The sequence below is a fragment of the Rhizobium sp. BG4 genome (genome assembly GCF_016864575.1).
In the GTDB taxonomy this organism is placed as follows: Bacteria; Pseudomonadota; Alphaproteobacteria; order Rhizobiales; family Rhizobiaceae; genus Rhizobium.
This window is the reverse complement of record NZ_CP044127.1, coordinates 1-20,269: the sequence shown is the minus strand read 5'-3', so window position 1 is coordinate 20,269 and position 20,269 is coordinate 1. Positions and strand designations below refer to the sequence as shown.

Annotated in this window: 16 protein-coding genes and 1 pseudogene; 7 read left to right on the top strand and 10 right to left on the bottom strand. The window is 59.2% G+C overall.

Annotated features, from left to right (window positions below):
* Nucleotides 1-223: 223 nt before the first annotated feature.
* Nucleotides 224-520: a hypothetical protein gene (locus F2982_RS27740; protein ID WP_203431394.1), complete on the top strand. Its 297-nt coding sequence runs from the start codon at nucleotides 224-226 to the stop codon at nucleotides 518-520.
* 473 nt (nucleotides 521-993) lie between these two features.
* Here the strand turns inward: F2982_RS27740 and F2982_RS27735 are convergent, their stop codons facing one another.
* Nucleotides 994-1,896, bottom strand: a complete 903-nt coding sequence (locus tag F2982_RS27735) for a LysR family transcriptional regulator (RefSeq protein ID WP_203431393.1) — start codon at nucleotides 1,894-1,896, stop codon at nucleotides 994-996.
* Between the two features lie 89 nt (nucleotides 1,897-1,985).
* On the opposite strand from F2982_RS27735, the gene F2982_RS27730 reads away from it, so the two are divergent.
* The 3 genes from F2982_RS27730 to F2982_RS27720 all read left to right on the top strand — a co-directional run bounded on the left by F2982_RS27730 (nucleotide 1,986) and on the right by F2982_RS27720 (nucleotide 4,211).
* The gene (locus F2982_RS27730; protein WP_203431598.1) at nucleotides 1,986-2,999 is read left to right on the top strand and encodes an NADP-dependent oxidoreductase; all 1,014 of its coding nucleotides are present in this window, start codon (nucleotides 1,986-1,988) and stop codon (nucleotides 2,997-2,999) included.
* Nucleotides 3,000-3,067: 68 nt separating this feature from the next.
* Nucleotides 3,068-3,370 carry a putative quinol monooxygenase gene (locus F2982_RS27725; protein ID WP_203431392.1) on the top strand — a complete coding sequence of 101 codons (303 nt, stop codon included), beginning with the start codon at nucleotides 3,068-3,070 and terminating at the stop codon, nucleotides 3,368-3,370.
* A 574-nt stretch (nucleotides 3,371-3,944) separates the two neighbouring features.
* Nucleotides 3,945-4,211, top strand: coding sequence for a hypothetical protein (locus tag F2982_RS27720; protein WP_203431391.1), 267 nt, complete (start codon nucleotides 3,945-3,947; stop codon nucleotides 4,209-4,211).
* A gap of 480 nt (nucleotides 4,212-4,691) precedes the next feature.
* Here the strand turns inward: F2982_RS27720 and F2982_RS27715 are convergent, their stop codons facing one another.
* Nucleotides 4,692-5,060 (bottom strand): response regulator, encoded by a 369-nt coding sequence (locus F2982_RS27715; RefSeq protein ID WP_203431390.1) that lies wholly within the window; start codon nucleotides 5,058-5,060, stop codon nucleotides 4,692-4,694.
* Complete coding sequence (locus tag F2982_RS27710) at nucleotides 5,053-7,845, bottom strand: PAS domain-containing protein (protein ID WP_203431389.1); 2,793 nt, start codon at nucleotides 7,843-7,845, stop codon at nucleotides 5,053-5,055. The genes F2982_RS27715 and F2982_RS27710 overlap by 8 nt, the downstream gene beginning before the upstream one ends.
* A gap of 1,250 nt (nucleotides 7,846-9,095) precedes the next feature.
* Between F2982_RS27710 and F2982_RS27705 the strand changes: the two genes are divergently transcribed.
* The 3 genes from F2982_RS27705 (at nucleotide 9,096) to F2982_RS27695 (ending at nucleotide 10,026) form a co-directional block, all read left to right on the top strand.
* Entirely contained in the window at nucleotides 9,096-9,320 is a 225-nt protein-coding gene (locus tag F2982_RS27705) for a hypothetical protein (RefSeq protein ID WP_203431388.1), read from the top strand.
* Between the two features lie 74 nt (nucleotides 9,321-9,394).
* Entirely contained in the window at nucleotides 9,395-9,655 is a 261-nt protein-coding gene (locus F2982_RS27700) for a DUF2188 domain-containing protein (RefSeq protein ID WP_112717245.1), read from the top strand.
* A complete protein-coding gene (locus F2982_RS27695) occupies nucleotides 9,652-10,026 on the top strand; it encodes a GFA family protein (protein ID WP_203431387.1) in 375 nt (124 codons plus the stop codon). The genes F2982_RS27700 and F2982_RS27695 overlap by 4 nt, the downstream gene beginning before the upstream one ends.
* A gap of 57 nt (nucleotides 10,027-10,083) precedes the next feature.
* Here F2982_RS27695 and F2982_RS27690 read toward each other — a convergent pair whose 3' ends face one another.
* From F2982_RS27690 to F2982_RS32205, 7 genes and pseudogenes are all read right to left on the bottom strand, one after another.
* The gene (locus tag F2982_RS27690) at nucleotides 10,084-10,338 is read right to left on the bottom strand and encodes a DUF2934 domain-containing protein (protein WP_203431386.1); all 255 of its coding nucleotides are present in this window, start codon (nucleotides 10,336-10,338) and stop codon (nucleotides 10,084-10,086) included.
* Between the two features lie 704 nt (nucleotides 10,339-11,042).
* Nucleotides 11,043-12,260, bottom strand: coding sequence for a plasmid replication protein RepC (gene repC, locus F2982_RS27685; RefSeq protein WP_203431385.1), 1,218 nt, complete (start codon nucleotides 12,258-12,260; stop codon nucleotides 11,043-11,045).
* 154 nt (nucleotides 12,261-12,414) lie between these two features.
* Complete coding sequence (gene repB / locus F2982_RS27680) at nucleotides 12,415-13,416, bottom strand: plasmid partitioning protein RepB (protein WP_203431384.1); 1,002 nt, start codon at nucleotides 13,414-13,416, stop codon at nucleotides 12,415-12,417.
* A 4-nt stretch (nucleotides 13,417-13,420) separates the two neighbouring features.
* Complete coding sequence (gene repA / locus F2982_RS27675) at nucleotides 13,421-14,614, bottom strand: plasmid partitioning protein RepA (protein ID WP_112717235.1); 1,194 nt, start codon at nucleotides 14,612-14,614, stop codon at nucleotides 13,421-13,423.
* A 2,794-nt stretch (nucleotides 14,615-17,408) separates the two neighbouring features.
* Nucleotides 17,409-19,310 (bottom strand): malto-oligosyltrehalose trehalohydrolase, encoded by a 1,902-nt coding sequence (treZ, locus tag F2982_RS27670; RefSeq protein WP_203431383.1) that lies wholly within the window; start codon nucleotides 19,308-19,310, stop codon nucleotides 17,409-17,411.
* 90 nt (nucleotides 19,311-19,400) lie between these two features.
* Nucleotides 19,401-20,030 (bottom strand): alpha-amylase family glycosyl hydrolase, encoded by a 630-nt coding sequence (locus tag F2982_RS27665; protein WP_348652541.1) that lies wholly within the window; start codon nucleotides 20,028-20,030, stop codon nucleotides 19,401-19,403.
* Nucleotides 20,031-20,118: 88 nt separating this feature from the next.
* Nucleotides 20,119-20,253: pseudogene (locus F2982_RS32205) on the bottom strand (hypothetical protein); the annotation flags it as partial.
* Nucleotides 20,254-20,269 lie beyond the last annotated feature (16 nt).

Sequence of the window (20,269 nt, the reverse complement as noted above, 5' to 3'; positions counted from 1 at the left end):
GCTCGACGTCCGTTTGACCAGTTCGGATGTGCGATCCCTCATTATCAGAACCCATAGTGTGAATACCCACCTTAGCGTGACGCTCGCCCTTTCTGACACATCGCGCCGCCTCTTACCGCTATTGACCCAGCGGGACGAGCTCGTGATGATGGCGGCCGAAGCACATCACGGCATGTCGAGGGTTGATGATGAAAGACGAGTGGCTGATGGAGGACCATCCGCGGTGACGCTGACAACGCAGATGATTTCGGATTTCGTGCGCGCCGCAAATACCGTCCAGGCCCTGACGCTTGCCGAGCGCAAACGGCTTCTTGAACGCGGCATGACGACGTCAGGAGCGCTGCGCGGCTTATTGCTGAAGACCGGCAAGCCTGCTCCGTCGGACGAGCCGACCGGGCGGGTCATCGAAGACATCGCCCAGCATATCGAGGAGATGTCGGACGAGACTGTGGCGAAGGCGCTTCTCGCCCTGGCAAGCCAGATCCGGACGTTGCGAATCCTGAACCAGGAGCGCGCCTGAGAGCAAGACGGCCCGCTCAAGCTTTATGGTCAAGCTTCCCTTGAACCAGCACCTGCTTCGAACGCGCCACGGATGGCCGTGGCAGGGGGGCGTCGGTGCAGTCGCGTTCAATGAGGGTGCGTCATTCCCCGGTCCCGGCATTACCACTCGGATCAGCAAGATGCGCCCTTGTGTCCGAAAGCGGAGCGGTGTCTTACCTCGGCTCGGGCGGGTAAATGACCGGGTTTCGAATAGCGGCCGGCTCGCTCGGCGAGCCCGCGACAAACATGAAGCGTATCGGAGCTTTCAGCATCGCGCCGTGCCTCCGGCGCGGGAAAGCGGGAATTCGCGACGCAGGTCGGGCGCGTCGGGGCAGCCGTAGGAGCTTCAGCATAGCGGTCCGCAGGAGAAGCGGGACCGACTGCCCGCGTCCGGCATGCTCCTTGACGGCCTTGTGCCGGCTTGCACCAGATGCAGGCCGCCACTTTTTGGCGTCACGACAGCTCCGCAAGAGTGTCGAGGAAGGCGCGCACTGCCGGGTTGGACCGGCGGCTTTCTGGCCACAGCGCTGTGATATTGTGCCGTTCCACCGCGTGGTCAGCCAGGACAGGGACAAGCGCCCCGCGGCTGACCCAGGCGCCGGCCATGAAGCTGGTTGCCATTCCGATGCCGGCACCGGCCGCGATCGCCGCAAGCACAGCTTCGCTCGCATCGACGATAATGCCGGAGGGCGGCAGGATCTCCACGTCCCTGCCCCCGACGAGAAATGGCCAACGGAACAACTGGCCGCTGTTCTGGTAGCGAAGGTTGACAGTTTCATGTTCTTCCAACTGGTCGGGACGGGTCGGTGGACTGCGCCCCGCCAGGTAGTGTGGCGAGGCATAGCAGCACAGCCTGTATGGCAGGAGCCGGCGTGAAAGCAGGCTGGAATCTGGAAGATCGCCGATGCGGACCGCCAGGTCGAAGCCGCCTTCGACGAGATCGACCGTATGATCGCTCAAACGCAAATCGATGGTCACCTTTGGATGGAGCCTGCGAAATTCAGGCAGGGCCGGTGCGATGATGTGCAAGCCGATCGGCAACGAGGCCGCGATCCGCAAGGTCCCGGTAGGCTCGGTTCGTGCTGCTCTTACCGCCTGCTCGATCTCGTCTGCGTCGTGCAAGAGCTTGAGCGCGCGCTCATGCAGGTCGCGCCCTTCGGCCGTCAGGGTGAGAGAACGGGTGGTGCGCATAAACAGCGAAATGCCGAACTGCTTTTCCAGCCGCTGGATGCTCTTGCTGACCGCCGAGGGTGAGACCGACAGGGAGCGGGCGGCGGCGGTGTAGCTTCCAAGCGATCCGGCGCGCGCGAAAGCGATTAATCCGGTCAGCCTGTCAATTCCGATTTGTTCCCTCATGGCATGATTAAAGCGAATAGCGCCGCCATTATCAACTCACAAAGATGCTCGTATTTTCTTCTGCGGAAACAAGCACCAGTGAGGCGATGATGACTAAAATGATGAAAGCCGTGCGCATCCACGAATTCGGTGGACCGGATGTCCTTCTCCATGAGGATGCGCCCCGACCGGCAATCTCAGCGGACGACGTACTCGTTCGCGTCCATGCCGCAAGCATCAACCCGCCGGATCTCTACCTGCGCGACGGCTATCGCGCCCTGCCGCCGCAATGGCGTCCCAGCCCGGCTTTTCCGCTGATCCTGGGCACGGACGTTTCCGGCGTGGTCGCGGCTGTCGGCGAAAACGTGTCGCAGTTCCACGCGGGCGACGCTGTCTACGCGATGGTCCGGTTCCCGCACGACTTGATGACCGGAAGCAGCGCCTACGCAGACTATGTTCGCGTTCCGGCATCGGACCTGGCGCTGAAACCATCCGGGATCGACCATATCCAGGCGGCTGCTGCGCCGATGTCGCTGCTGACAGCCTGGCAGTTTCTGGTCGAGCTTGGTCATGATGCGCCGAACCCTTTTCAGTCCTTCCCCCATGCCCCGGTGCCGCTCGCCGGCAAGACAGTGCTGGTGAACGGCGCCGGAGGCGGCGTCGGTCATCTCGCGGTGCAGCTCGCGAAATGGCAAGGGGCAAAGGTGATCGCCGTTGCTTCCGGCAAACATGAAGCGATGCTGACAGACCTCGGCGCGGACGGTTTCATCGACTACACGAAGGTGGCCGCCGAAAGGGTAGTGGCGAATGCGGATCTGGTGCTTGATGCCGTCGGCGGCGCGAAGATGGAACGCTTCCTTTCCAGCATCAAGCCGGGTGGCGCCCTCTTCCTCGTCAACCCGCTTGGCTTTTCCAGCCATGAGGAAGCTGACCGGCGCAAGATCACCGTCTCGACGACGCAGGTGCGCTCGAACGGCAAGCAACTGGCCGACGCTGGCCGTCTGCTTGATAGCTCCGTTCGGGTGGTGATCGACAGCACCTATGCCCTGGCCGAGGCACCGGCAGCCCACCGCCGTGCGTCTGCAGGAAGCATCCAGGGCAAGATCGTGCTGGTTGCCACGTGATCATCGCTTGACCAAACACCTGGCCGCCGCGGGCGGCCGGTCGGGTCTTCTTGATGGAGAAAGTTCTCATGCTGATCATTACGGGTTACGTGCATGTCGATCCAGCCGACCTGGCGCAATTCATGGCGGAACTGAATGTACTGGCATCCACCACTCGCGGGCGTCCCGGATGCATCAGCTATGATGCTGCCGTGGTCGGTTCGCGCACTGGGCGACTGCTAATATCGGAACGGTGGGTCGACCAGAATGCGTTGACCGCTCATCTGCTGGCAGCTGATACCATTGCGTTTATCGGCCGGTGGAGCGGCAGGATGCGGGGCGAACTGCAAAAATATGATGGGTGTAACGCACGCGACGTCATGGATTGCTGATGCCGTTCCGGTCCAAAGTCCTGTCTGCTTCACCGAGAGGCAGACGCACGCCACGCCGCCGTCCGCTTTACATCGATAGAACGTAAAGCCTCGCCGCAATTTTCCGATTGTCTCCGACAAGCATCATCTGGCGAGACATCTGCATTGTGGGGGCCGGCGCCTGAAGTTGCACTCAGTTTCGATGGGTATCGAATGGTACGCTCGCCATAGATCTACGAGGACAACACCGGCTTCTTCAAAATCTTGGGTATTGCGGGCTGCAACCGCGAGCGCCTCACAACTGACATGGTGGTTAAACTCACGGCTCGTCAAGCGGGTGGTGCCCATAGCTGCCTCCATGCAGAAACATACCCACATGAACATACCAGTAAGCGTCCGGACGTTTCTAACGCCATGGAATTCGGATGTAATGCTCTGCGGCAGGGATGAGATGTCGCAGCCGCGAACCGATTTATATGGGATACGCCGGCGCCTGTCGCTGCGCGTCGAAGAGCTCTACGAACGCAGGCAATAGCGTCTTGTCGTGATAGGACGTCTGCCTATCTCCCTGGAGACAGATCATCGGGAGGAGGTCATGGTGAATATCATAGACTGGCTTGACGACCGCGTTCAGGAGATTGTCGATCTGTCAGGCCACCACGCAGAAAAATCCGACTTCTGGGACCAGGCGAAAGCTCTGGTCGAAGCGGGCGTGGCCGAAGGTTTCAGCATAGCCGAGATAAAGGACGCCTGCGCGGGCGATGTCGAGCGCTATCTGCTTGATCATCAAAACGCCATGTCAGACGTATTGGCGCAGCAACGGGGCGACGGCAGTGCGGGGCGAGGTCATGGCTCGCACTGAACCAGATCGTCCGCGGCAGTGGGCTGTGGCTTGCGCGTGATCCTGACGTCGCATTTGTCAATCCGGCGCTGCTGTGACCGCTGACGATAGGGGAAACCTGGCGTCAAGTGGCCATACGTCTGATTGTAAGATCCGTATGATGGCGGCCATTGAGCGCGCAGAACATCGGTGCCGACGCCGTAAAACGCCAGCTCCGTCAATCTTGTCAGGAACAGACGGACCGCGACTGTGGAACCCAAATGGTCATCACGGACGCGAAATGGTTTGTCGGCAAAAGGTCGATTTCGCCGAATCGGCACCGAATAAGTCCGGAGTCCGTGCGAGGTTCATCATCGCCCACGGCTGTCAGGGCGCAGGCGCCGGACCGCCTCAGGCACCCCTAACGACGGTTCCAGGCATGAACATAGCGATGATCTCGCAGGAGCGGTGGCTTGAATACAAAGGTGGAAGGCAGGTTTAGACCCTGCTCCTTTGCAATCATCAGGCTCCTGCCCGCCCCAAGGCACGGATCGCTTCTGCCATGTTTACCGGCTTCATGATACACGGCACGGCGGCATACTCTTGCGGGAGCGCGGACGTCTCGTATCCGGTGACAAAGACGAACGGAATTCCGCTCCGCGCGAGCAGATCCGCGACGGGGTACACCAGCTCGCCACCAAGATTGACGTCCAGGATTGCTCCATCGATAGCGCCACTCTCCTGGATCAGAGCGGTTGCTTGCTCGACGGTCGGAACAGGCCCAATGACGACCGCACCTGTGCCCGAAAGCTCGCTGCTCATTTCCGTGGCAAGCATGTACTCGTCCTCAACGATGAGTATCCGGCTGGTTGGCACGCCAAGATCAATCATGGGGATCCTCCAAGCGGTTGGACACCGGAATTGATATGGTGCAGCGGATACCACCGGCGCCGAGACTGTAGGCCGTCCGCGCACCAAGTTGATAGGGCAGCGCCTTTTCGATCAATTCACGGCCTTGACCTGTCCCCCGCGGCACGCTGCCTGCCGCAGACATGTCTACACCGCTCTCCGCCCAATTGATGTGGAGCCACCGCCTTCCATGATCTTCGTCGGGATCGAGCGACCACGTGACTGACAATCTCCCGCTGGGCCGCCCGAGAGCACCATACTTGACCGCATTGGTGGCCAGCTCGTGGATGGCCATGGCGAGCGTCTGAACCGTCGAGGATCGAAGCCTTACTCCAGCTGGCCCTTCTACGGTTGTGCGCTCGGAACTTGCGCCGACTGCCGAAAGTTCCATATGGATCAGATCATCGAACGTGACGCGATCGACGTCGTCCTTCAGCCGGGATAGAAGACCTTGCACGCGCGCCAAGGCGTCAAGACGGTCGCGATAGCGGACACGGAAGTCAGCCAGATCGATGCTGGATCGGGCTGTATTCTCCGCCACCGAGCGGACGACGGCGATGAGATTTCGCGTCCGGTGCTGCAGTTCGGCGACAAGCACCTTCTGGCGTTCCTCCCAGGCGCGTCGCTCAGTGGTCTCGACCATTGCGCCGACCATGCGCAGCGGCCGGCGGGCGTCGTCGTAGAAGAACTTTCCGCGTCCGGACAGCCAGTGGACGGAACCGTCAGGATGAACGGTTCGAAACTCATGGGCGAATTCCTCCCGGCCCTCCATCGACCTTCGGATGGCTTCCTCCGCCGCAGACCTGTCATCCGGATGTATGCGCGACACCCACGCATCGTAGCTGGGCGTGATTTCACCTACCTCGTATCCTTCCATGCGGAAGTGCTCGTCCGACCAGTGAATGGCACCGGTTTGGACGTCCCAGTCCCAGAGGCCGAGCTTTCCGACCTCGACAGCGCTGCTGAGCCTCTCCTCGCTTTGGACGAGCCGCACTTCGGCAAGCTTGGATTGGGTGACGTCACGCCGGATACCGCCGATCCTCTGCACTCGCCCGTCCGAACTTCGGATCGGAAAGCTGGCGTCGCGCAGCCAGCGTATTTCGCCGTCCGGCCTCCGGATTCTGAAGTCGACGCTTCGTTCATCGCCTGCGCGAACCCGATCGAGATGATCGATGACGCGTTCGCGGTCGCTCTCAACAATCATCTCACGCCAGGTGTCGATGTTGTCGGCTGTGAGCGCCTTCTCGACGGCAATGCCGTACACCGTCTCGAAAGCCGGGCTTAGATACTCCCATTGCAGGGTATCAGCGTCGCGTATCCATATGACGTCCGACGACGCTTCACCGAACTGACGCAGACGAGCCTCGCTTTCCCGACGCCCGCCTTCCGCCCTCGCCCGATCTATGGCGACGCGGAGGCGTTCGCCGACCTCGCGGATGATGAATTGATCAAGACTACTCCAAGTTCTCGGCGATGCGCTCTGCACACCGAGAAAGTTCACGATCGAACCATCGTCGAAAATGACGAGATCGGCGAACGCCGCGACCTGTCTGTTCAGGAGGCTGTCCTTGCCCGCAGCGTTGATACCGGCTTCCGCGGCGACGTCATTGGACGTCACAAGGTTACCCGCCTTGTATCGGCCAAGGAATTCCGCACCCAAAGAAGTCAGGTGGTGACGGCCGAGGAGCGATCGGACACCGGCAGTATATTCGGCCGAAACGTTCATTTCGCTATCCTTAATGGCACCGTAGATAACGCGATGCGCGTTCAAGACGGCGCCGAGGCGCTGCGCCGCTTCAAGCGCGATTTCCTCGACCGTTGAAAGCGACCGAAGCGAATCCGACAGCTCCAGGAGGAACGCCTGTTGATCTTCATTGCGCTTTCGCTCTGTCTGATCCTGACCGATCTTGTAGTAGCCTTTAAGCGTATCACTCGCGTCGCGAAGAGCGATGGTCTGGCCCTCCAGAAAGACTTTCGAGCCGTCCTTGCGAAGATGCCAGCGGATGTCGGCGGAGTGCCCGCATTCGCGTGCGTTGGCGAGTTCGCGTTCGGGAACCCCGTTGGCCCGGTCGTCCTCCGTGAAGATCATGTCGGCACCCTGCCCCACGGCTTCTGCGGCTGTCCAACCAAGAATTTGCTCGGAGCCACCCAGCCAGTCGGTAATCTTATCATCGGCGTCGCTAACAATGAGGACGTATGCACGTGCGTTGTCCACAACGAGGCGAAGACGCTTGTCGGTGGCCCTGAGCTCTGCCACGGTCTGGAGACGGTCGATCACCGGTCCGAGCACCATCGCATATGTCTTCAGGAACTCGATGTCGGCTCTATCGAAGCTGCGGGGATGGCGGGCATCCACCTGCAGGATGCCGAAAGGCTTGCGGCCGGGGAGGATAATCGGAACGTTGACCAGCGCCACGACCCCGTGATCACGCAGAAATCTCGTGAACACGAAGCGACCTTCGTCAGAGATGTCGTTGGTGATCACCGGTTCAGATTTCTCGATGGCGTAGGCCTCCGAGGACCGATCGTTAAGGTCTACCCGTGCTCTCCCAATGACGCCGTCGTGCCACCCGACGCCGGCACGCACGATCGCAGTGTTGCTTCCTCGCTCGATCTCCATGATTTTTGCGAGATCTGCTCCAAGCGCCGCGGCGACGAGCCTGCATCCCTCGGTCAGTATCTCGTCGAGATCGTCGTGATCGAGCACAAAGTCTCCGAAGTCGGCAAGCGCCCGCTGGCGGTCATTGCGGTCCGAGTGATCGCCCATCGCGCGTCTCCTCCTTGCTTAGCGAACCTCCGTCCTGCCCCGAGGTCAAAGGCCGGCGGGCTGCTGACGGCCCGACTACGTCGTGGCAGAGGCCATGTGGAGGATTGAATTCCAACGCATGCATTTGTTCAGCTTGAACAGGTAGGGCACGGCTGCCTCGCGGCAATTGCAATAGGCCGCCTCAAAAAGTCCTGAAAATTTGCCACGGTATCCGGGGGCAACGGGCACCACCTTGGACGCCAGTTCGGTCGCAAGAGGCGCTGCCTCTACAGGAGCGCTTCTATTTAAGACGCGGGCAAGGTCTTCCCCATCGTCGTCGATCGAATTCGGGAATAATCCGGATACACTCGCCGACGAATTGAAGGTGATGCTAGGACACCCCCGCGGAAAGATAATCTGAGATATCATATTACTTTTCAAACGCAGTGCACGGTGCGTGTTCTGTGGATATTTACGGTTCGTGCACCGGCTGTTCGCTCGTATTTTGAAAAAGTATTGTTTAGCACAAGCTTGTTGCTGATGTTCTTATATCGTTCCACAGAAATCGATGGCATCGCGCTTGCGATGCGTTCGCTATCGTTTCTCGCCGCACCGATGATAAACTCTTGTCGTGCTGCTCGATCAGCATGACATCTGCCCGCTTTTCTCTTTTCTCAGGACCTCCCGGCAGCAGCACTGTTCCGGCTTGGCTAACTTGCACGCGGGTAATGGCGACGCAGGCCTCATTTAGGAGGAGGTCATCGTTTTTTCCCTGCAGTCCGGCGATGACCTCACCTAAGTTTGCGACGTGGCGATTGCAGCCCCGTTATCGCGTGGGGGTGCTCGTTTGACCTAACCCTCGCCGGGCAGTTCTCACGTATAAAAAAGCCACCGTGGCGGGCGATGCGACGGTGGCCTTTTTGGCTAATTGCAGTCAGCCTTGAACGTGCGTGCTGGGTCAAAGCGATGACGTTCACGGCACAAACGAGTTGGGCCTTGTCAGGTTCCATCAAGACGAAAAATTAGCGCCAGTGTTTCCACCCGCGCTAAATTGGAACATCCATTGGCAGTGCCACCCGACAGGATGCGGGATAAAAATGGCGGTCAGCCATACGCGCGACGAGAGAACCTGCGAGGGGCCTTGCTTTCGTAGAGGGATTGCCCGAGTAGGAGCTGTCTTGACGTCATCAGGCCGTCCAACTGTCGTGCTCGACCAGACTCCGAGCCACTTTAGACGCCGCTGAGGACGACCTGGGAGGATAAAACGGACGATGGCTCGCATTAAGCTCATCGCCGATATGGCTGAAGCGGAACTGGGGGTTATCGGCCGCGTTTCTTGCATCATAGTGAGCACAGAGTGGATCGGACGTGCACCAAAATTCCGGACGCGAGGTGCAGAAGCGCGATTTGATGGAGGCCTTCGAAGCTGCCTTGGGAAGAAGCAAAGCGTCGAAGACCTGGCAACTGCCACCGCAGCCTTGATTGCGCCGATCTAAGGCGGCCCAACTGACTAGGCTCGTTCTGCTGAGCAAACCGCGCGCTTTCTTTGATAGTCTCAAGAGGATGACACATGAGCAAGATCACCTATCATGTCGCAGAGCACGACGGAGGTTTCGCGTATCGACTAGGCGAGGTGTGGTCCGAGTCCTTTGCCGACCATGACGCGGCGCTTGCCGCGGCAAGATCTGCTGCAGAGCGACAGCACCTGGAAGGCCGCGACGCCGAGATTTCATATCAGCTTGCGGACGGACGCTGGCAGACCGAGCATGCATCTGGCGGAGACCGTCCGGAGACCGACGTCGTCGATGATGCAGCGGAGAAGTCGGCATGAGAACGCTGGTCGGTTCCTGCTCTTGTGGCGATGTGAAGGTTGCTGTGCGCGGCGAACCCCTGCGCACCGGCATCTGTCATTGCACCGACTGTCGTCAAGAAAGCGGATCGGCGTTCACGTTCTTCGGCGTCTGGCCCGCGAGCGGGTTCGAATTGAAAGGCGAAACACGTGAGTTTCGCGGTCGATCATTTTGCCCAAAATGCGGGTCGCGGCTGTTCTCGGCCAACGAACGGGAGGCCGAGGTCAAGCTCGGCGTTCTGTCCGACGCGCCGACGCCGCTAAGGCCTACATACGAACTTTGGGTAAAGCGCCGGGAACCCTGGCTAGCGCCGATCGCGGGGGCAGAGCAATATGACGAAGATCGACCATAACCGGTAGTGTGCGTAGGACAAGGATCGATCATCGTGGCTTCCAGTTGCTGGACAAGATCACTTGTTTTCGGAAGCGAGTTCGCCCGGCTTGAAGCTTCCCGGCTCGTTTGAACGGATTGCGTCCGAGGAAGTCTCGCTTCCGTCCGGCGGTACGACCCCGCCACCATGGTCCGAAGACCACGTCTGTGGTGTCCCGCTCGATTTCGACCGGTGGGCCTCTTCGGCCTCGCGCCAATGTCGCTCGTGCTGGCCTTCAGGGCGACCTTCGTCCTCCCACCGCTTGTATGCGTCCTTTCGAATGTCGTCGTCCATGATTGCCTCCTGTGGCTTATGATTGGCGGCCTGCTCCTGCGCCTTCAGGCGAGCCTTTTCGAACGTTCCCTCATCTCGTGGCGCCGTCGACGCTCTTCGGCCAGCGCTTCACGGCGGGTGAATTCGTACACTCGCTCGCAGCGAGCCGATTGGCCGCGTCGTGGCATTCCTGCTTTTGCTAATTCCGTCCGTCATGGTTGCGTTCTCCGGGAGAGTAACGCGCCAACGAGCGGATCGATCAGTCCGATCGCGTTCTGAGCTCGCCTTCTTGCCGAGTTGGATCGATTTTTCTACGGGAATCGCCGGTCCAACCAACAGACAGCTTCACGGCGTTTTTCTCTTCGCGTTGTAGCGCGCTTCGTGATCCTGTCCGCCGGCTACCTGGGCGCGGCCTCTCCGATGTCTTTCCATGGTCGTCCTCATTACCGCCCAAAAACGGCGTCGATTGAAATTCCCGTTTGTGGCCAGCAATCGTGCCCTAGCGCCGTTGGGCCCGTGGAAGCATCATCGCGTTGATTATCAGGTTAAGGAACGCTTCAGAAATATCTGCAGTGTAGGGGTAGCCCTCTGAAAACAAAACATATCTTTGCGTGAGAAGAAGTGAAATGGATCTTAGTTTCCGTCATCCCTTTCCTCAAGGTGTAGGACTGCTTTTTAGTTTGCATGGGCTTTCATCATCGGGCCTTACGGTTTGCATGCGACTTTCAACTGTTCTGACGGCTACCTCGCAACAGTGCCTGGAGCATGGGGCCTGGCTGGAAGGAGCGATGCCGCGCTCGAAGGGTGAGGCTGCGCAGGTATCCACCCGGCGAGTTTATCCGCTCTGCGCCTTCAAGAATGCACGCCGTGACGATTGCCGCCCCTTCGGCACCCATAGCGAGGACCGCATCCTGATAGGCCGAACGACTGATGCCAAGCATGGTGCGCACGATCTCTGTTGCAGCAGCGAGATCCTGCCAGTTTCGGACGGCTCCGTTCGGGCCGTAGGAGTTCACTTGCGGGCATGCCTTCAAGACAGCGCCGAGATTGACCGCTGACGTTGTATATTCTCCGCCTCCCATCTGAGTGACGAAGGTCTCCGGACCTGACTGCTGGATTTCTTCGTGGTGATTTGCGGCTTCAATTTCAAAAAGGGATTCTGGATCTGAATCCTGTATGTGGCGCTCACCCTGCGATTCATTGGCGCCTGTATTTTGTGCTTTTACATGAGTTTCCAATTGGTTGACGACACCGGAGCGAATATCTTCGAGCTGACGCAATGCAGTTTCGACCTCCAGGAGAGTGGCCTGGCGAGGCAATCCATCGACAACGCGGCGGAACGCCCCAAAAAGCGATGTCCAGTCACCGGGGACTTCCTCGAGCGTAGCTGCAGCAATCAGTTTGCCGATATCACGGCGGCAGATTGAAAGACGTTCCTTGGCAAGGCGAAGGTGTTCCCGCTCGAGGCGCAGACGTTCGGCGACAGCTTCGATCTCATCGGCGCGGGCAAGCAGCGGGGCCAGGTTGAACCCGAAGGCCTCATCGATTTCCCCACCCTTTCCCCGCCGGGCATAGCGCTTTCCATTGGGACTGTCCTTGCGGGCAATCAATCCGGCGTCAACGAGCATAGCCAGATGCCGGCGTAGGGTCGCTGGCGTCATGCCCCGGGCCCGGATTGAGAGCTGAACATTCGACGGAAACACAACGAGGGAGGCACTGCCGGACAGGTCATCATCAGGCAAAAACGTCAGCAAGGCATCAAGAACCGTCAGCGCCCGGTCGCTCACGCAGAGATCACGGCGTGCCTCGCAGACCGATCTGAAGAGCTTCCACTTGTTGCGCCGGTGGTCCTTTGGCAAGGTACCGGCCTTGTGCTGTGCCAACATCATGGCAAGCGTCATCGGCCGCCGCCCAACAGGCGTCGTCACATATGTCGTATCCATTTTTCTTTCACCTACGTTGAGGCAAAAGAAATCCGCTCACCAAAATGGCGCCAAGACTCTTGACTGTGATTCGGGGAAATGCGATTCTTGATTTGCTTAAGATCGAGAAGGGCTTCCACGACGGCGACGTTTGGGGGCCTTTTTCTTTTGCGCGTTACGCTCCTTGTTGCTGTTGGTATTCGGCGAAGAGCTGCGAAAGCCTCTCCTGCACAAATCGGTCGAATCCAGGTGCGGCCTTGTTGTTGAAGACAAAGGTGGCACTCTTTGCTGACGTCTTCAGGGTGACGGGCAGGCCTGGAATTTCTGCCTTGGTAGCGGCCGAAACAGTACGCTGCTCCTTGTTTTGTGCAATTTCGAGAGCTCTTTGGAACCGTTCCGGACTGCTCAAGGCACGCCAGTTGTCCGCGGACAACTCGGTCGCAATGGTCTCGCAATTGCTTGGGGTCAGTCTTTCTGCCAGCTCTGCCCAGCGTCGCCGGCCGACATCTGGAGCAGCGCCGATTGCCGTAAGGACGGCCATCGGAACCTGAGAAATGACCGACATCATCTTGGACAGCGCAGCCTTGTCGACGCCGAGAGACGCCATGATTACGTCGCGACCGAAGCCGCGTTCCTCCAGGCGTGCAGCAAACAATGCCCGCTCGATGAATGACAGGTTGGTGCGGGCGCTGTTTTCCTGTCCTTGGCTGACCACCAGCTGTTCGTCGGTCAGTTCGCGAATGACGGCACGGACCTTGATGCCGAGCATCCGCGTTGCCGCCAAACGACGATGACCATAGGCAACCTGGTATCTCGATCTGGCCCCGGGATGCGGCCTGAGCAGAACCGGAACCTGCTGCCCGTGTTCGCGAATCTGCTCGACGAGTTGTGCAAGTTCAACGGGATCGATTTCAAGTCGATCGGCAACGAATGAGGCGTCAACGAGAGCCGGATCAATCTCGACGATTGTCTGTCCCTGTGCCAGCTGCCTTTCAAGGTCGGTGGCGCGCTCCATCTTCTCGGTTATGTTTCCGAGGGTTTTTGTAATGCCCCCGACAGGTGAGCCTGAGCGGACCGTCGGAGCAAGGCCGGCCAATGGCCGGCTGTCACGATGAGGTGCCGGTTCGGGGCGTTCCCCGTTCGGGCTCGAAATCTCAAGCAGGTTCTTTCTCGACATTCACTTACCTCCTTCCCCAGGTCGACCGGATGTGGGCCTCGATTTCGCTATTGACGAGATTGAGGGAATCCAGTGCGCGATCGTAGGTCCCGCGGGTAAATTGCGCGCGGTCCACCTCATAGAGTGTCTGCTTCGTTACGCCGGCATCGGAGACAGCCGTCGATTTGAGCATCGCATTGTGAAGCATGCGATTGCCGAAGATCGCGCGCATGAAACCGGTCATCTGGCTCTGCGGTCCATCATTGGGCTCGAAGCGGGTCACGAGATACCGCATCCAGTCGTAGCTTGTGCGGCCCCCTGCCCTTTCGACCACGGACATCAACTCGCTGGTCATCGTCAGGAACTGCGACATCGACATGACGTCGAGCATCTGGGGGTGAACGGTGATCAATACCGATGTCGCCGCGCAAAGGGCAGACATCGTCAAAAATCCGAGTTGCGGCGGGCAATCGATAATCACCAGATCATAGTGGCTTTCGATGTCCGTCAGTGCTTCGCCGATACGGGCAAAGAACATCGTCTCGGCGTTGCCCGATGCCATAGCGCGCGGCGTCTCGTGCTCGAATTCCATCAGTTCGAGATTGCCCGGAATAAGATGGAGGTTCGGCGTATAGGTCGCGCGCACGATTTCGGCGATTGGCCGCGGATCCTCGTAGCGGATAGCGCCATGGAGGGTTTCCCCCTCGCCGACATCCAACTCAGGCTGATGACCAAACAGCGCCGACATCGACGCTTGCGGGTCGAGGTCGATCGCCAGAACACGGTAACCTCTCAGTGCCAGATATTGCGCCAGATGCGCGGCGGTGGTTGTCTTGCCCGATCCGCCCTTGAAGTTCATGACCGAAACGACCTGGAGTTTTTCGGAGGCCTTGCGGGCAGGAATATATTTGGTGTTGCCGTTGCGCTGGTCGAGCGCATGGCGAATACGATCCATGTCCTCGGCGCTGTAGAGGCGGCGGCCATTGGCCAGGGGATCGGGGCCGTGGCCCTCGGCTGCAATCTGGCGCAGGTAGCCCTCGCCGATGCCGATGAAGCTTGCCGCTTCGGCCGGCGAGAATGTCCGCAGGGTCTTGCGTGCCAGCGGCGAAAAGATCTTCGCCTGGTGCTGCTGAAGCTGGTATGAGAGTTCCTGCGCATCTGTTGCCAGAAGCGAGGGGAGGTGCTCTTGATCATCCTGAAGGGCGAGACTCGGCTGCATAGTGTTTTTCCAATCAACTGCGCAAATGTTCGAATAGGGTGGAAAACTGCGCAGTTAGAGTATGCTCCGATTCGTTACCAATTTACAAACGCTTAACCATGACCTGTGGAGAGCCGATTTGATGGGCCTTTCGGGCCAAGAAACGGTGTTCGCCACGCCCTGATTTGCGAGTTGTCCGCGGACAACTCGGCGGGTTGTCCGCGGCCCCCGTGAAGCGGAAACTCTGCGACAGGTCCGTTCCAGCCGGCGCCAGCGGCGATGCACCCCGTTCATCAATGTTGCGGTGGGCCGCGAGACCCCTGTCCAGTCGCCTTGCAGAAAGGGCCGGTCCCACACGGGCGGCGAACGCTGGTGCCAGGCATGGCGAGCATGCCAGTCAGGATCAACGATTTTGCCGCTGAGCTTGTAGTCAGTTCTGCCCGGCGGTCGGCAGGAACTTTTCAACTGCATTGGGTTGGTCCTGTCGTGGCCGATGTGTGGCGCTGAGTGCTGTGCGTCGCGACGTCGGCGCGGCGGTGCGGCTCTCACCCGCGGCCTTGTCCCACGAAATTGATAGGCGGCGACAGCACATCGCATCATTCGAACCTGGAGCCTTACAGCTTCAAACGGGCACCGCTCTCGCCGCTCCGTCAATGTTCCGGATTGTGGTGCGCAGTCCAATTTGAGATGCGTCCCAGAAGGGCTTCCAGTCAGACAGTATGACAATGGTTGGTGGCGGCGCCTTGCGTGGGGTAGCCACCTAAAGATGGTGAAGATAAGCCGCGCCAACGATCTCCATCACGCGCTGGATGCCGCAGCGGTCCGTGTCAATCGCCAGCAAGGGATTGGGAGCGACGCATCCCAGCGTCAGGCGATTGCGAACGCGCGACCTTAATGAGACGACGGTTCGCGTTGGGAGTTTTGTATCGAGGCGGATAGGTGATTGCGCGGCTTGTTTTCTACCAGCCGGCCAACCCGCCCCTGTGGCAAACCTCGGCTAGCGCTCTGAGCTTGCTGTAAGAAGGTCACGCTCGAAACGGTCCCGGCACCTTGCGAAGCCGACATGTCGGGAAGATTGCTCACTCGTTCCCACGCTTTCGAGCGCTGGTGGACCGTCAGCGCCGATGCCCACCCGCCAAGATGTAAAGCAGCACAACAGTTGTCCGCGGACAACTCCGGTGCCCCAATGCTTGCGCTCATCTTGCCGATGCGACACCCACAAAAGGCCGTACACATCGGCGCCACTCAGGATGCGATCTCTTCGCGCCGGCGCTTGTCAGGGTCCAGTTGCGATCGCCATGCGCGCCGAAGCTTCTTCCTGTCTCAGTCGCGTCGCCAGAGGCCGTTGACGATCGCGACGCAGCTTTTGCGACTTTCCTGCGTCGCGCCGGAAAACAAAGGGGACGTGAGACCGGCGAGGGGGCTCCCCTGGCATCGACGCGAGGATCGGTTCGCATCAGACCAGACCGATGCTCGCAGCTGGATAGCAGATCCAGAGCCTTCCGGCGGATGCCAATGCCCGCTCGGGGTTGACGAGCTGCGCTGGACGAACATTCAGGGGAGGGGATTTGCTGCGCGGGGCGTCCGGCCTTGGAATAAGCCGCGATAGGAGATCCTGCGGCGCATCAATCCGTGATGCGATCACGGCGTGCAGCGCGGGGGCTGAGGCAGGGTCCCGCGCGTAACGTCCCGCCACGGCCCGTAAGGGGTGCCTCGGCACGGGGGGCTGCGGCTTGATTCATGCTGCTCCGAAGCATCACGTCAATCTGCTGGTGCCCGGCAGGCCGCCCCGTCGCCCTTATCCCTGCCCGGTCGGTTCGAATGCCAAGGACATGCCGCTTGTCATTGACAATTCCGAGGTCACTTAACTCCTGGCGGCACTGCCTCACGGGTTGCCCGCGGGAAACATCTGTCGGACGCTCGATTTTCTGCTTGGAAGGCCTCCGCCTTGGTTCGTCGATGACACTAATATCTGCCTTCTTGATCGCAACGCCGGCCGGCACCGGCCCTGTTGCTTCCCCCTGTTGATCTGCGCGCAAAGCCAATTTGGGCTAGGACTTTGCCCGGGATCTCGAACCCATTCCTCCACAGGTCTTCATTGCAGACGCCCGCGGCGAGGTCGCCATAGTCGCGTTGCGTGCCGTCCGAAGACGTCGCCCATCTTTCGCGACCGGCACCGCAATTCTGCTGACGCCATTGGGTCGGGGGCTATCCTTGGCAACGCGTGGATCGGAAATTGCGAACATTGGCCCTATGTTAGAGGCGGTTCGGCTTGATAAATCCGTCGCCAACGGGTATGTTTGCCAGGTGCCAGACTGGTTGGCCACGTGCGCCGGATGCCATGCACAGTACTCTCCAGCGATCGACTTCCAGGGCCCGGAAATAGTGGCTTCGTAGGCTGTACGGGCAGCGGAAGAAAAGGCCGATATTGCTTCCGGCACGGAAAATAATGTCATTTCTTCAGATGGTTAACAGTAGAATAATCTAGGCAGCGCAGGATCGAAATCCAGCGGTCGTGCAGGCGTGAGCTGAGAACAGCAGATGGGGATTATGCGGAGCACATTGCACTTTCGCAAAAGACCCCGGACGGTAAATAGTGGCAAGCGAGTGATGCAAACTTCCCCTGTTCCGGCTGGTTTTTTCCACCCCCTCTCGGAGCTTGCCCGTGCGCTGACGATCGAGTGGACAGAGGCGAAGTAGGGCCGTCAGCCGAGACTTCAGTCACAGGGTGAGGAGGGGGCGCCCGCACATGCGGTTTTCGCGGGCTCCCTCCGGCGAGGGGCATGCCACTCGGCTGATAGTACTGTCGGCTGTCTTATCGTGGCGCCGCCGCGACAGGGCGAAACAACACGGCGCTGTCTGCGCATAAGGTCGAGCGATGCAGCAGGTCGATCGGCCTTCTGCCGGATCCGCCGTAGACAAACTCTTCGCTCGCCCACTCCACTGACCATCGTGTTCCCGAAGGCGCCGCCAAAAGCGGATCTGCACGGCTCATGACCGGGAGATCCCGGCCCAAGTTAACGATCAGCAGTCTCTCGTCCAACGGGTCCGGGGAAAAAAACCGCAACTGGAAAGCCGACTGAGCAAGAACGCTTCCATCAACGTCGCCGTTGCCGGCTATTGCTGGCGTCTGCTGACGCAGAGCAATGAGATCCCTGTGCAACGCTATGACATGCCCGCTCGCTTCGGTCTCCGACCAGTTGAGTTTCGAGCGTTCAAAAGTGCTCGGTTGAGCCGGATCGGGCATCCGTTCGACGAAGCTATCGTCCTGCAAGCTCGGAAACTGTTTGAGGAAGTCGATCCGCCCGTTGCGCACAAGGTTCGCGAGTTCGCCCGACTGATCGGCGAAGTAAAAGAACGGACTTGAGGAGCCGAACTCCTGGCCCTGAAACAGCATCGGCGTCTGCGGACCTAAAAGGAGCAGCGCCGTCATCGCCCGGACCCTTGCGGGTGACGCAAGCTTGTCCATACGGAGGCCCACGCCGGAATTGGCGATCTGGTCGTGGTTTTGCAGAAAATGGACAAAAGCGCTGGGACGCAGGTCGAAGCCCGGCTGCCCTCGCGGCGCGTCCTGCCAATCATATCGTTGACCCTGGAAGAGATAGCCGTACTTCGCAGCAGAAACGAATTCTTGTGCGCAGCCCAGATGGTCGTGGTAATAGGCTTCATTGCGTCCGGTCAGCGCGACGGTCGCGGAGTGGTGGAAATCGTCATTCCAAAGCGCATCGAGACCGTAACCGCCCTGTTCCAGGCTGCGCACCAGACGGGTCTGCTGAGGCTCGTTCTCCGCCACGAGGTATATCGACTTGCCTTCGCCGGCTCGGCGCGCCTCCCGGGCAATCACCTCCAATATATGCTCGTCGCCTTCATCGAAGAGCGCCTGTGTCGCATCCAATCGCAAACCATCGAAATGAAATTCATCGATCCAATAGGCAGCATTTTTCGCGAAATATTCGCGCGCACCGGCACTGTTGGGACCGTCGAAATTGATCGAGCTGCCCCACTCGTTGGCGTAGCGATCCGTGAAGTAGTCCGGCGAAAAATCCTTAAACCGGTCGCCGGCACCAAAATGGTTATAGACGACATCCAGAATAACCCCAATTCCGTGTTTGTGGGCCGTCTCGACGAAGAAGCGCAAGTCATCGGGCGATCCGTATAGGCGTGTCGGGGCATAGGCCAGAACGCCGTCATAGCCCCATCCGAACGATCCGCAAAATTCATTGACCGGCATCAGCTCCAGGCAGGTGATGCCGAGTTCTTTGAGGAAGGGAAGCTTCTCGGCCGCTGCCCGATAGCTTCCCTCAGCCGTGAACGTTCCAATATGCATTTCATAGAGCACCTGACCGCCTGGGCTGAGGCCCGTCCATTCGTGATCATGCCAGTCAAAGTCTCCCGGATCGACGACCATCGATGGACCGGTGGGCCCGTCGGGTTGAAACCGCGACGCCGGATCTGGGGCAAGTTGGTCACAGCTTCCCAGCTTGAAGCGGTAAAGGGCGCCCGGCCTGAGGTTATCGACTTCGATTTGGAAGTAACCGTCATGCTGACGACGCATGTCGAACGTCTGTCCCTCGTCAAGCACAATTGTCATGCTGTCCTGTGCCGGTGCCCATACGCGAAAGGACACGCACGCGCCGATCGGTTCAGCGCCGATCGGATATCGCCGGTTTTCCCCGATCTTTTCGTTACCTGCCAAGACGTCTTGATTGGCGCTCATGTTTCACCCTCCAACAATGGACCACGAGCATCAGACAGCCATGCGCGGGCGTTGGTCGTAACCATGTTGCCCGGTCATTGTTCCATTCGCCTAGGTTCGCATGACAAGAATGGCAAAAGCCTCATATGGCTGGAGTTCGACGACACCGGCTAACCGTGTGACGGGCGCATAATTGCTGATCAGGCATTGACCGGAGACGAGCAGCTCTTCCGGCAGTTCGACGGTTATGATGCGGGCGGAAAAACTGGCGACCACCACCATGAACTCGTCGCCGAGCCTGCGCGAATAGACGAATACATCAGGGTGATGGTCCAAGTAGGACTGGTAGCGCCCGTGTACGACGATGGGACTGTTTTTCCTAAGCGCGATCAGCTTGCGATAGTGGTTCCAGATGGAGTGTTCATCAGAAATAGCCTGTTCCGCGTTGATCACCGTGTAGTTCTCATTGATTTCAATCCAGGGGATGCCAGTGGTGAAGCCGGCATTGGCCTCAGGCGCCCACTGCATCGGCGTGCGGGCATTGTCCCGGCCATTTTCGTTGGCACCCTTGATGAAGTCTTCGGGCGAAAGGCCGGCTTCCAGGTGCAGACGGTGCATGTTGAGGGTTTCGATGTCCCGATACTGCTCGATCTTGGAAAACGGCACGTTGGTCATGCCGATTTCCTCGCCCTGGTAGATAAAGGGCGTTCCTTTCATCAGATGCAGAACCGTTGCCAGCATCTTGGCCGACTCGACCGGATAGCCTTTGACGTCTCCATACTTTCGACACAGCCCGCGGCAGATCGTGATTGCCCCAGAAAAGGGAATTCCAACCGTCGTCGGCTAGCGCATATTGCCATTTGTTCAAAACGGATTTCAGCCTGATCAGATCGAACGGCCGCGAGCGCCACTTGCCGTAGACTTCATCCCATTGCTGCGTCACATGCTCGAACTGGAAAACCATCGAAAGTTCATTGCGG

What these genes read in the sequence shown, in the direction of transcription:
- F2982_RS27730 (WP_203431598.1), top strand. Translation starts at nt 1,986, where the DNA reads ATGACTAAAATGATGAAAGCCGTGCGCATCCACGAATTCGGTGGACCG.
- F2982_RS27710 (WP_203431389.1), bottom strand. Translation starts at nt 7,845, where the DNA reads ATGGGCGATCACTCGGACCGCAATGACCGCCAGCGGGCGCTTGCCGAC.
- F2982_RS27715 (WP_203431390.1), bottom strand. Translation starts at nt 5,060, where the DNA reads ATGATTGATCTTGGCGTGCCAACCAGCCGGATACTCATCGTTGAGGAC.
- treZ (WP_203431383.1), bottom strand. Translation starts at nt 19,310, where the DNA reads ATGAGCGCCAATCAAGACGTCTTGGCAGGTAACGAAAAGATCGGGGAA.
- F2982_RS27695 (WP_203431387.1), top strand. Translation starts at nt 9,652, where the DNA reads ATGAGAACGCTGGTCGGTTCCTGCTCTTGTGGCGATGTGAAGGTTGCT.
- F2982_RS27735 (WP_203431393.1), bottom strand. Translation starts at nt 1,896, where the DNA reads ATGAGGGAACAAATCGGAATTGACAGGCTGACCGGATTAATCGCTTTC.
- F2982_RS27700 (WP_112717245.1), top strand. Translation starts at nt 9,395, where the DNA reads ATGAGCAAGATCACCTATCATGTCGCAGAGCACGACGGAGGTTTCGCG.
- F2982_RS27705 (WP_203431388.1), top strand. Translation starts at nt 9,096, where the DNA reads ATGGCTCGCATTAAGCTCATCGCCGATATGGCTGAAGCGGAACTGGGG.
- repA (WP_112717235.1), bottom strand. Translation starts at nt 14,614, where the DNA reads ATGCAGCCGAGTCTCGCCCTTCAGGATGATCAAGAGCACCTCCCCTCG.
- F2982_RS27725 (WP_203431392.1), top strand. Translation starts at nt 3,068, where the DNA reads ATGCTGATCATTACGGGTTACGTGCATGTCGATCCAGCCGACCTGGCG.
- F2982_RS27665 (WP_348652541.1), bottom strand. Translation starts at nt 20,030, where the DNA reads ATGCTGGCAACGGTTCTGCATCTGATGAAAGGAACGCCCTTTATCTAC.
- F2982_RS27720 (WP_203431391.1), top strand. Translation starts at nt 3,945, where the DNA reads ATGGTGAATATCATAGACTGGCTTGACGACCGCGTTCAGGAGATTGTC.
- repC (WP_203431385.1), bottom strand. Translation starts at nt 12,260, where the DNA reads ATGGATACGACATATGTGACGACGCCTGTTGGGCGGCGGCCGATGACG.
- F2982_RS27690 (WP_203431386.1), bottom strand. Translation starts at nt 10,338, where the DNA reads ATGGACGACGACATTCGAAAGGACGCATACAAGCGGTGGGAGGACGAA.
- repB (WP_203431384.1), bottom strand. Translation starts at nt 13,416, where the DNA reads ATGTCGAGAAAGAACCTGCTTGAGATTTCGAGCCCGAACGGGGAACGC.